General features: G+C 67.5%; 6 protein-coding genes. 5 read left to right on the forward strand and 1 reads right to left on the reverse strand.

Annotated features, from left to right (window positions below; genetic code table 11):
- The first annotated feature begins 188 nt into the window (after positions 1–188).
- Positions 189–1610, forward strand: coding sequence for an adenosylhomocysteinase (gene ahcY, locus HF854_RS06585; protein WP_168935580.1), 1422 nt, complete (start codon positions 189–191; stop codon positions 1608–1610).
- Positions 1611–1861: 251 nt separating this feature from the next.
- Here ahcY and HF854_RS06590 read toward each other — a convergent pair whose 3' ends face one another.
- Positions 1862–2869 (reverse strand): hypothetical protein, encoded by a 1008-nt coding sequence (locus HF854_RS06590; protein ID WP_168935581.1) that lies wholly within the window; start codon positions 2867–2869, stop codon positions 1862–1864.
- Between the two features lie 94 nt (positions 2870–2963).
- Between HF854_RS06590 and HF854_RS06595 the strand changes: the two genes are divergently transcribed.
- The 4 genes from HF854_RS06595 (at position 2964) to HF854_RS06610 (ending at position 11383) form a co-directional block, all read left to right on the forward strand.
- The gene (locus tag HF854_RS06595) at positions 2964–3971 is read left to right on the forward strand and encodes an NAD-dependent epimerase (protein WP_168935582.1); all 1008 of its coding nucleotides are present in this window, start codon (positions 2964–2966) and stop codon (positions 3969–3971) included.
- Entirely contained in the window at positions 3968–6139 is a 2172-nt protein-coding gene (locus HF854_RS06600) for a peptidase U32 family protein (protein WP_168935583.1), read from the forward strand. The genes HF854_RS06595 and HF854_RS06600 overlap by 4 nt, the downstream gene beginning before the upstream one ends.
- A gap of 462 nt (positions 6140–6601) precedes the next feature.
- Complete coding sequence (locus tag HF854_RS06605; protein ID WP_168935584.1) at positions 6602–7579, forward strand: N-6 DNA methylase; 978 nt, start codon at positions 6602–6604, stop codon at positions 7577–7579.
- A 210-nt stretch (positions 7580–7789) separates the two neighbouring features.
- On the forward strand, positions 7790–11383 hold the full coding sequence (locus HF854_RS06610) for a UvrD-helicase domain-containing protein (RefSeq protein ID WP_168935585.1): 3594 nt from the start codon (positions 7790–7792) through the stop codon (positions 11381–11383).
- The last annotated feature ends 96 nt before the right edge of the window (positions 11384–11479 follow it).

Consider the following 11479-nt stretch of genomic DNA (forward strand, 5'->3'; position numbering starts at 1 on the left):
AGGAAAGCCTGCCCCCGATGGGGAGCGGCGCACCTGTCCCGGGGGATATGGCCCGGAAAAGGCACACAAGATTTCCCGCGCGGCCTTACCGAAGGCTGTGCACCATCCCCGCACAGGGGACAACGACCATGCCGCAGACCGCCCTTTTGTGGAGCGGCCCAACATACTTCCTCAAGGAGAATGGAACGATGACCAAAGCCCTGGACCTTTCCCTGGCCTACAAAGTGGCCGACATGGCCCTGGCCGATTTCGGCAAGAAGGAAATGCAGCTCTCCGAGCGCGAGATGCCCGGCCTCATGGAGTGCATCCGCAAGTACGGTGACCAGAAGCCCCTCAAGGGCCTGCGCGTGACCGGCTCCCTGCACATGACCATCCAGACCGCCATGCTCATCAAGACCCTGCACGCCCTGGGCGCGGACATCCGCTGGGCCTCGTGCAACATCTTCTCCACCCAGGACCACGCCGCTGCCGCCATCGCCGAGCAGGGCATGGCCAAGGTCTTCGCCTGGAAGGGCGAGAGCCTGGAAGATTACTGGTGGTGCACCGAAATGGCCCTGACCTGGCCTGACGGCAAGGGCCCCGACCTGATCGTGGACGACGGCGGCGACGCCACCCTGATGATCCACAAGGGCGTGGAAGTGGAAAACGATCCCTCCCTGCTGGAAAAGACCTACGACAACAAGGAATTCCAGATCATCATGGATCGTCTGGCCCTGCGCTACAAGGAAGATCCCAACCACTGGCATGAAGTGGCCGCCAAGGTGAAGGGCGTCTCCGAAGAGACCACCACCGGCGTGCACCGCCTCTACCAGCTGGAAGCCGAAGGCAAGCTGCTCTTCCCGGCCATCAACGTCAACGACTCCGTGACCAAGTCCAAGTTCGACAACCTCTACGGCTGCCGCGAGTCCCTGGCCGACGGCATCAAGCGCGCCACCGACGTCATGGTGGCCGGCAAGGTCGTGGTCGTGGTGGGCTACGGCGACGTGGGCAAGGGCTGCGCCCAGTCCATGCGCGGCTTCGGCGCCCGCGTGCTGGTGACCGAGATCGACCCCATCTGCGCCCTGCAGGCCGCCATGGAAGGCTTTGAAGTCACCACCATGGAAGACGCCCTGGCCGAAGGCGACATCTACGTCACCTGCACCGGCAACCTGCGCGTCATCACCGGCGAACACATGGAAGGCATGAAGGACGAAGCCATCGTCTGCAACATCGGTCACTTCGACAACGAGATCGACATGCACTACCTGGAGTCCACCCCCGGCATCACCAAGCTGAACATCAAGCCCCAGGTGGACAAGTGGACCCTCAAGTCCGGCCGCAGCATCATCGTGCTGGCCGAAGGCCGCCTGGTGAACCTGGGCTGCGCCACCGGCCACGCCAGCTTCGTCATGTCCAACAGCTTCACCAACCAGACCCTGGCCCAGATCAAGCTGGCCAAGGGCGACCTGGAAAAGAAGGTCTACACCCTGCCCAAGGAACTGGACGAAGAAGTGGCCCGCCTGCACCTGGCCCGTCTGGGCGTCAAGCTGACCACCCTGACCCAGGAACAGGCCGACTACATCGGCGTGAAGGTCGAAGGCCCCTACAAGCCCGACCACTACCGCTACTAGGCCGCAGCGGGCCGTCGTCTTTGCCCGGGCCTCGCACCGGGACACGGACGACAAGCAAAAATAAAAAAGGAGAGGCTCCTCAAGGAGCCTCTCCTTTTTGAAATAAAACGCGCCGGGAAGGGACGGGGCCGACCGGATGCCGCCCGCACGCTCCCCGTTGCGATGGAAGCGATCACGGCAGCGGGAGCAGCCGCCTTTGAGGGAGGAGGAACTCCTTCGCTCAAAAATGCCGGTGCCTCAGCCCGTGTTGCTTAGGCCCTGGGCTTGCCATCCTCCACGACCACATCGGCGTCGGTCACGTCGTCCTTGCGGGGCGCGGCCGTATTCTTGGGCGCTTCGCCCAGGTCTTCGGGGTCCACGTCCACGATGTCCTCGGCAGGCGCGTCGCCCTTCTTTTCCCCGGCTTCGAGGGCCGCGGCATCGGCGGCGGCTTCCTCAGGCGTGTAGGCGGGGCCGGGCGGCAGGGCATAGCCGCCACCATCCACGGCCTGCAAGGGTTCGATGCCCCGGTTGAGGGGGATGCTGCCCTTGCTCACCAGCACGATGCCGGTCTTTTCCAGCACCTCGCGCCGGTAGGCGTATTCCTGCTCCATGCGGCGGTGGCGGTAGATGAGCAGCAGGCGCCCCAGATAACAGGCCGCCAGCAGGGCCGCGATGCTGCCCGCGATCCACGGGATGTAGGGCTTGAGTGCGGCACCAAAGGCCACCACGGCCGAGAACATGCCGTCCACGAAGACCAGGGCCGCGGCCAGCAGCAATATGCCCAGCAGGATGACCACAGTGGGCGCGTGTTGCACACAGGCGTAGAAATAGCGCAGCCGCTTGGGCACCATGCGTTCCGAGCCGGGCTTGCCGGGCTGGCGCTCCCGCTCCAGGGTGTTGGAGACCCAGAGGCCGGAAAGATGCACGATGAGCAGCAGCGCCACCGGAGCGGCCACAGCGCCGATGGCCCAGCCCAGGATGGGGAACTGGGCTTCGGGCGGGCCCCCGGCCAGCGACGGCTTGGCGTGCATGATACCATAAAAGAAGGCGATACCGCCGATGATCAGCTCAAGGAAGAAGATCGCGATGAGCAGATAGATGATGGTGTCGCGATTCTCGCCCTTGTACCAGTGACGGATGGCCTCGTCCCTGCCGGCGTCGGCAGCGGCTCCGGTCTTGCCAGCGGCGGCACCGGCGGCTTTCTTGCCGGTCCCGGCGGCGCTGTTGCGCATTTCGGAAGCGTTGCTGGACGCAAAGGTGGATTCGTTATTTTTCATGTTCCCGAACATAGCCGGGCGGGGCAGCGGAGGCAAGAGCAAACCCTTGCCCCGGAAGCGCTTCTGGCTTAGTCTGCGCCAACAGGAGGACAGCATGCATATTCTCGTTACCGGAGCCGCGGGCTTCATCGGCTATCATCTCTGTGACCGTCTGCTGGCCCAGGGCCACACCGTGGTGGGCCTGGACAACCTCAACGACTACTACGACGTCCAGCTCAAGAAAGACCGTCTGGCTCAGCTGGAAGGCCGTCCCGGTTTCCGCTTCGTACTGCAGGACATGGCCGAACGCGAGGCCATGGGCGCCCTGTTCGCGGCCGAAAAGTTCACCCATGTCATCAACATGGCGGCCCAGGCCGGTGTGCGTTACAGCCTCATCAATCCCATGGCCTATGTGGATTCCAACCTGGTGGGCTTTGCCAACCTGCTGGAAGGCTGCCGCCACAACGGCGTGCAGCACTTCGTCTTCGCGTCCTCCTCGTCGGTCTACGGGCTCAACACCAGCCAGCCCTTCTCGGAACACAACAACGTGGACCATCCCGTGAGCCTGTATGCGGCCACCAAGAAGAGCAACGAGCTCATGGCCCACTCCTACAGCCACCTGTACGGCCTGCCCTGCACGGGCCTGCGCTTCTTCACGGTCTACGGCCCCTGGGGCCGCCCGGACATGGCCCTGCAGCTCTTTGCCCACGCCATCATGAAGGACGAGCCCATCAAGGTGTTCAACGGCGGCCGCATGCGCCGCGACTTCACCTATATCGACGACATCGTGGAAGGCGTGGTGCGCCTGCTGCCCCTGGCGCCCAAGCCCGACCCGCAGTGGGATGCCGCCACCCCCGACCCGGCCACCAGTTCCGCGCCGTGGCGCATCTACAATATCGGCAACAACCAGACCGTGGAACTCAACGATTTCATCGCCGCCCTCGAAGAGGTGCTGGGCAAGAAGGCCATCCGTGACCTGCTGCCCATGCAGCCCGGCGATGTGGAAGCCACCTGGGCCAACATCGACGCTCTGTCGCAGGCCACGGGCTTTGCGCCCGTGACGCCCCTCAAGACCGGCATCGAGCGCTTTGTGGCCTGGTTCAAGGAATATTATTACGCATGAGTGACATCATCCTGCCCGCCCCTACCCCGGAACGCCCGGAGATCCTGGCCCCGGCCGGTGACGCCCAGTGCTTCACCGCGGCCCTGGCCGCCGGTGCCGACGCCGTATACCTGGGCCTGAAGCACTTCTCGGCCCGTATGCAGGCCGAGAACTTCGGCCTTACCGACCTTTCGCGCCTCACCGACCTGGCCCACGAGGAACAGGCCCGCGTCTATGTGGCCATGAACGTGCTGGTCAAGCCGCAGGAGACCGCGGCGGCCTACCGTCTCATCCATCGTCTGGCCCGGCAGGTGCGCCCCGACGGCATCATCGTGCAGGATCTGGCCATGCTGGATCTGGCGCGGCAGGCCGGTTTCGAGGGCGAGATCAACCTCTCCACCCTGGCCAACATCACGCACCCGCAGGGCCTGCAGACCGCCAAGGACCTGGGCGCCAGCCGCGTCATCCTGCCGCGTGAGCTCTCCATCGACGAGATCCGCGCCATGGGCGAGGCCTGCCCCGAAGGGCTGGATCTGGAATGCTTCGTCCACGGCGCGCTGTGCTACTGCGTGTCGGGCCGCTGCTACTGGTCCAGCTACATGGGCGGCAAGAGCGGCCTGCGCGGCCGCTGCGTGCAGCCCTGCCGCCGCGTCTACCGTCAGGGCGGCGCCGCTGCCGCGGCCATGGCCAAACAGGCCGAACAGCAGGCCCGCGAACAGGGCCGCAACGGACGTGACGGCGGCCGCGACATGCGCCGTCCCCGTCCCCAGCGCAGCAACCCCGGCAAGGGACGCGACGGACGCTTCTTCTCCTGTCTGGACCTTTCGCTGGACGTGCTGGCCAAGACCCTGCTGCACATCCCGCATCTGGTCTCGTGGAAGATCGAAGGCCGCAAGAAGGGCCCGCACTACGTCTATCACGTGGTCACGGCCTATCGCATGCTGCGCGACAATCCCGGCGACCCGCAGGCCCGCAAGGACGCCGAGGCCATCCTCGAGATGGCGCTGGGCCGTCCCGGCAGCCGTGCCCGCTTCCTGCCGCACAAGGACAACCTCATCCCCACCGATCCGTCGGGGCAGACCAGCTCCGGCCTGCTGGCGGGCAAGATCAATGTGACGCCCGAAGGCCAGGTGCTGCTCAAGCCCCATTTCGAGCTGCTACCGCAGGACTATCTGCGCGTGGGCGTGGAAGACGAACGCTGGCACGCCACCCTGCCCGTGACGCGCCGCACGCCCAAGGCGGGCACCCTGATGCTGCGCCTGCCCAAGCACAAGACGCCCAAGGCAGGCACGCCGGTCTTCCTCATCGACCGCCGCGAGCCCGAACTGATGCAGATCCTCAGGGAGTGGCAGGCCCGGCTCGACCGCATGCCCACCCGGCCCAGCAAGGCCGTGGAGAGCGAGCCCCGTCTGCCCCGGCCCGTCAGGCCCGCGCCCCGGCCCGAGATGGTGGTGCGCGCCAGCATGCCGCAGGGCCGCGAGACCCGCGGCTGCCGCAGCCAGAACACCGGCCTGTGGCTCTCGCCGCGCACGGCCGAGATCTCGCGTACCATCGCTCCGCGCATCTGCTGGTGGCTGCCGCCCGTCATCTGGCCCGAAGAGGAAGAGGCCATCCGCCGCCGTCTGGCCCACTTGACCCGCGAAGGCGCGCGCCACTTCGTCTGCAACGCCCCCTGGCAGCGTGACCTGTTCCCGGCGGAACTGCTGGCCCGCATGAACGACGAGCCCGAGGATCCCAAGCACAGCGATGCCCTCGACCTGCTGGCCGGGCCCTTCTGCAACGTGGCCAATGCCGCCGCGCTGGGCGTGCTGGCCGACATGGGCTTCAAGGGCGCGTACATCAGCCCCGAACTGCCTGCCGACGACATCCTGGCCCTGCCTCGCCAGAGCCCGCTGCCGCTGGGCATGGTGCTGGGCGGCTTCTGGCCCGTGGGCATCAGCCGCTTCGGCCTGCTGGGCATCAAGCCCAACGAGCCGTTCATGAGCCCCAAGGGCGAGGTCTTCTGGGCCCGCCAGTACGGCGGCAATGTCTGGCTCTATCCCGGCTGGCCCCTGGATCTCACCGCCAAGCGGCAGGAGCTCCAGCAGGCAGGCTACAGCTTCTTCGCCCGTCTGGAAGAGAACCCGCCCTCCAGTCTGCCCGAGATGCGGCGCCAAGGCCTGTTCAACTGGGACGGTGCCTTGCTGTAACATATCAAAATAAACGGAAAACAGGGGAGGGAGCCCCTTAATCCTTGCTATCGATGCCGTAAGGTGCCTATGCGCCAACGGGCACGGCCTGCGGCCGCCTTCGGTCGCTGCTGGCGGCAAAAAGGGGTTCCCTCCGTACCCCCCTTCTTCCCCAAAACCCGCACACAGGAAAGACAAACGGTATTGCCCACGGGGATACCGTCTGTGCCCAAAGGAAATGGCTCCGGCACGTTTTCCGGTACTGTCTCCCGCGCAACCGTAAAGCATCACAGGGCCATGCCGCAGGCATGGCCCTGTTTTTTCATGTAACCGCCCTTTCAGGTGGGGAAGCTTTTCCATGTTTCGCGGAAAGTCACCGGAAGGCAGCCCGCGAACGCCATGTCCGTTGCAACAGGACGAACCGCGGCATCGCCCACAGCGCCCTCCTCCCCTCCAGCAAGCCGCCATCACCACCGTACGCCCATGAACGATACCGCCATCACGACCGCCCGTGCCCTCTTCCCCCGGGGCCTGCACCAGCCGCAGGACAGCTACCGTTTCGGCGCGGACGCCCTGCTGCTGGCGGCCTTCGCGGCGGAAAGCCTTGCCTCCCTGCCGGGAACGGCCCCCCGGAAGGTGGCGGAGCTTGGCAGCGGCTGCGGTGCGGCCCTGCTGGGCCTGTGCCTGTATCTCTCGTCCGGCACGGCGGAGATGCCGGAGCACTGTCATCAGGCAGACGCGCTGCCCCGCCAATGCCCCTGCACGCAGCCTTCAGAAGCACCATCCGCTGCCGCTGGCGGACAGCCGACGGGAGAAGGCCGCGGAGGACACAACGCCCCTCACCTGCACGCTCTGGGGCTGGAGCAGGACACGGCCTTATGCGCTGCGGCCACGGCAAACGCCCGCCTTCTGGGGCTGGAAGATGTGTGCCGCTTCCGGCAGGGCGACCTTGCCGACACGCATTTTTTGCGGGACTGCGGCGAAAATGCCTTCCATCTCGTCCTGGCCAACCCGCCCTATGCGCTGACGAGCAGCGGCCGCCCCTCGGCCAGTGCCCGGCGCGACGCCGCCCTGCGCGGCCCCGCCTCTCTGCACGACGGCCCGCATGCCCGCCAGCGGCGGCCCGGCCCCAATGGCGTGTCTGATCCGCTGGCCGTGTTCTGCCATGCGGCCCGGCGCCTGCTGCGCCATCACGGTCTGTTCTGCTGCATCTTCCCGGCGGAGGACCTGTCCCGCCTGCTCTCCACACTGGAGCGGGAGCGTCTGGGCTGCCGCCGCATCCTGCCCCTCTGCCCCCGCGCCGGAGAAGCCGCCAAACGGGTGCTGGTGCTGGCGCGCAAGGACGCTGCCGCCCAATGCCGGCTGGAAGCTCCCCTGCCCCTGCACGACGGACAGGCCTGGAGCCGCGGGGCCCTTGCCTTCTGCCCCTGGCTGGGCGCGGGCCATGAGGAAAAAAGATAGCGCCCTCCCATCCCTGAAAACAGGGAGCCACGACGGCCAGCGGCCCGGTGTCGCAATGGCAGCCACCCGGAAGTGCCTCTATCCCCGAAGACGGTCCGAGCCCCTCACCGCAGGTGACAGGTGCGGTCGCGAGAATGCACCGCCCTTGCCTTGCGACCGGCTTTCCATAACAATATCGGTTTACTCATCCTGACATCGCGGAGCCTGTCCATGAATTTCATCGCCGACCTGCACATCCATTCCCGCTTTTCCCGTGCCACCAGCAAACAGCTCTCGCCCCGGCATCTGGCTGCCTGGGCCCGCTGCAAGGGCATCAACGTGCTGGGCACCGGCGACTTCACCCACCCGCAATGGCGGGACGAGCTGCGCCAGCAGCTGGTGCGCGACGAGGCCAGCGGCCTGTACCGCCTGTCCGGCCCGGCGGAGGAGCTGGACTTTTTGCAGGGAAAGACACCGCCGGATGCCGACGGGCCGCTCTTCCTGCTCCAGACCGAGATCAGCTCCATCTACAAGCGTCAGGGCAAGGTGCGCAAAGTCCACAACCTGATCTTCGTGCCCACGCTGGACGATGCCGACCGCCTTTCGCAGCGGCTGGAGCTGGTGGGCAACCTGCATTCCGACGGCCGTCCCATCCTGGGCCTGGACTCCCGCGACCTGCTGGAGATGACGCTGGATGTCTGCCCCGAGGCCGTGCTCATCCCGGCCCATGTCTGGACGCCGTGGTTCGCCCTGTTCGGCTCCAAGTCCGGTTTCGACCGGCTGGAGGACTGCTTCGACGACCTTTCCTCCCACATCTTCGCGCTGGAGACGGGCCTTTCCTCGGACCCGGGCATGAACCGCATGGTCAGCCAGCTGGACGGTTACGCGCTCATCTCCAATTCCGACGCCCACTCCGGGGCCAATCTGGGCCGCGAGGCCAACTTCTTTGCGGGCGCGCCCTCCTATGACGGCATCTTCGCCGCCCTGCGGGCCGCGGCCCGCCGCCTGCCGCCCGAACAGCAGCCCCAGGACTGCCGCTTCCTGGGTACCATGGAATTCTACCCCGAAGAGGGCAAATACCATCTGGACGGCCACCGGGCCTGCGGCGTGGTGCTGGAACCGCGCGAGGCCCTGGCCCTGGACAACATCTGCCCGGTCTGCGGCAAGCCCCTGACCATCGGCGTGCTGCACCGCGTCTGCGAGCTGGCCGACCGCGAAACGCCCGCCAGCCTGCTCCATGAGCCGGAGGCCCGGCCCCTGATCCCCCTGCCCGAACTGGTGGGCGAGATCCTGGGCGTGGGCAGCGGCTCGCGCAAGGTGCAGGACAGGTACGCGGCCCTGCTGCGCGAGCTGGGGCCCGATCTGGACATCCTCTGCCGCATGGACGAGGAGCAGGTGCGCCGCCACTGGGAGCCGCTGGGCGAGGCCGTGGCCCGCATGCGCCGGGGCCAGGTCATCCGCAAGGGCGGCTATGACGGCGAATACGGCGTGGTGCGCGTCTTCAGCCCCGAAGAAGCCGCGGAATGGCAGGGGTCGACCCGCAGCCGCAGCCTGCTGGACGGTGCCGCGCCCCGCAAGCGCGGACGGCCCAAAAAGGTGGCGGACCCCGCCCCGCAGGCCCCGGAGCAGGAGACCGCCGCCACGGTGGCGGCCATCCGGGTGCGCCGCAAGAAGGACAGCGCCGCGCCTGCCGAAAGCGAACCCGAGCCCGCCACGCCCGACGGGCGCACGCTGGGCGGCTTTTCCCCGGCACAGGCCGAGGCCCTGACCGCCGGACTGGAGACGGGCACGCCCGTGCTGGTGCTGGCCGGGCCCGGTGCGGGCAAGACGCGCGTGCTGGTGGGCCGTCTGCAATATCTGCTGGCCCATGACGTACCGGCCTCGCAGCTGCTGGCCGTGACCTTCACCCGACGCGCCGCGCAGGAGATGCGGCAACGCCTGCAGGCCCCGGCCGGAGACGGCGCTGTCCCCGCGGCCCTGCCCCGCTGCGATACCCTGCATGCCCTGGCCTGGAGCGTGGTGCAGCGCGAGCTGCCCTCGGCGCTGCTCCTGCCCGAAGACGCGGCCAAGGCCCTGTTCGTGGATGCCGGGCACCCGGAGAGCCGCGAAGAACGCAAGACCCTGCGTCGCCTTTGGGAGCGTTTGCAGTGGTCTCGTGAACAGGGGCTGTCCGCCGACGAGCTCCCCGACGACCTGCGCGCCGCCGTGGCCGACTGGCAGGCCGCCCGTACCGTGCGCAGCCAGAGCCCGCTGCTGGATTACGCCGACCTGCTGGAATTCTTCCTTTTCCATCTACGTGCCCGTCAGGGCGAGGACATCCGGCCCGACCTGGAGCACAGCCTGCTGCCGCCCGCCTGCCGGGCCCTGCTGGCTGCCGCCGTGACGGAACGGCACCATCCGGCCCAGACGCCTGCCCCCTCTCCCACGACTTCCGCCGGGCCGGACACGACGCCCGAACATCATGAAGCCCCGCACAAAGGCCACGCCGTGCCGCGCCAGATGTCCCTGCTGGGCATGGTGGCCGCCACGGCAGCCCCCGCCCCGGTTCCTGCGCCCTCCCGCCGGGCTTCGGCCCTGCCCTGGCGGCATGTGCTGGTGGACGAGGTGCAGGACCTTTCCCCGGTGCAGCTGCGCCTGATCCGCGCCCTGTTGCCCGAGGACGGCAACGGCTTTTTCGGCATCGGCGACCCTGACCAGGCCATCTACGGCTTCCGTGGCGCCAGCGGCCAGAGCGAGGACAGCCTGCGCGCCCTCTGGCCCTCCCTGCGCGTCTGCCGTCTGGGCCAGAGCTACCGCGCCAGCCAGGGCGTGCTGGACATGGCCCAGAGCCTGCTGCAGGGCCGCGGGCACTGCGGCGCCCTGCAGGCCATGCGCCGGGAACAGGCCCGCCTGCATCTTTTCTCCGCCCCCGACCAGCAGGCCGAGGCCCGCTGGATCGCGGGCCGCATCCGCCAGCTGCTGGGGGCCACGGCCCATACGCTCATGGACCAGATCGCGCAGGAAGACGAGCTGGCCGGGACCCTTTCTCCGGGCGACGTGGCCGTGCTGGTGCGCCTCAAGGCCCAGATACCGGTCATCCGCCGCGCGCTGGAGCAGGAGGGCATCCCCTGCGCCGCGCCCGCGCAGGAGGACTGCTGGCAAGATCCCCTCTGCGCCGCCGTGCTGCGTCTGGTCATCGCCCGCGGCCAGGGCGAGGCCCCTGTCCCTGTCAGCGACGACGCCGAGAGCGACGACCTGCTGCCCCTGCTGGAACAGGCGCTGGATCTGGCCCCGGACGCGCCCCTGCCCGATCCCCAGGCCCTGCAGGCCCGCCTTTCCGGGCACAGCCGCCTGCCCGCCCCGCTCTGGCAGGGCACGGCATGGAAGCAGCTTTGCCGTGCATGGCAGGACTGCGGCCAGTGGGAGGCCCTTGTGCAGCAGCTGGGCCTGCAACATGAGGCGGAACTCATCCGCGCCCGCTCGGAACAGGTGCAGATCCTGACCCTGCACGCCTCCAAGGGTCTGGAATTCCAGGCCGTGTTCCTGCCCGGACTGGAAGAGGGCCTGCTGCCCATGCGCCGGGACCTGCTGCTGGAGAACCCGGACGACGACATGTCCCCCGCCGCGCAGGCCGCCCGCCTGGAAGAAGAGCGCCGCCTGTTCTATGTGGGCCTGACCCGTGCCGCCCGCGCCCTGTATGTGAGCCACAGCGCCGGGCGCCGCCTCTTCGGCCGGGAACTAGAGCTGGAACCCTCCAGCTTCCTGCCGCTGGTGCGCAACTTCTGCCGCCAGAGCACCCTGGCCCGCCACACCAAGGCCGTGCGGGAGCACCTGTCGCTGTTTTAAGAGAATGTCCGGCATACACCTTGCTATACCAGTTTTCTCCAAAGGATACAGGCCAAAGCAAGGTAAAGTAGTCCCATAAAATTGACGAGGTAACAA

Origin of the sequence: Desulfovibrio piger, assembly GCF_012843875.1 — a bacterium.
Taxonomy (GTDB): domain Bacteria; phylum Desulfobacterota; class Desulfovibrionia; order Desulfovibrionales; family Desulfovibrionaceae; genus Desulfovibrio.

Coding starts and splice junctions, on each gene's coding strand:
- ahcY (WP_168935580.1), top strand. CDS start 189: ATGACCAAAGCCCTGGACCTTTCCCTGGCCTACAAAGTGGCCGACATG.
- HF854_RS06590 (WP_168935581.1), bottom strand. CDS start 2,869: ATGAAAAATAACGAATCCACCTTTGCGTCCAGCAACGCTTCCGAAATG.
- HF854_RS06595 (WP_168935582.1), top strand. CDS start 2,964: ATGCATATTCTCGTTACCGGAGCCGCGGGCTTCATCGGCTATCATCTC.
- HF854_RS06600 (WP_168935583.1), top strand. CDS start 3,968: ATGAGTGACATCATCCTGCCCGCCCCTACCCCGGAACGCCCGGAGATC.
- HF854_RS06605 (WP_168935584.1), top strand. CDS start 6,602: ATGAACGATACCGCCATCACGACCGCCCGTGCCCTCTTCCCCCGGGGC.
- HF854_RS06610 (WP_168935585.1), top strand. CDS start 7,790: ATGAATTTCATCGCCGACCTGCACATCCATTCCCGCTTTTCCCGTGCC.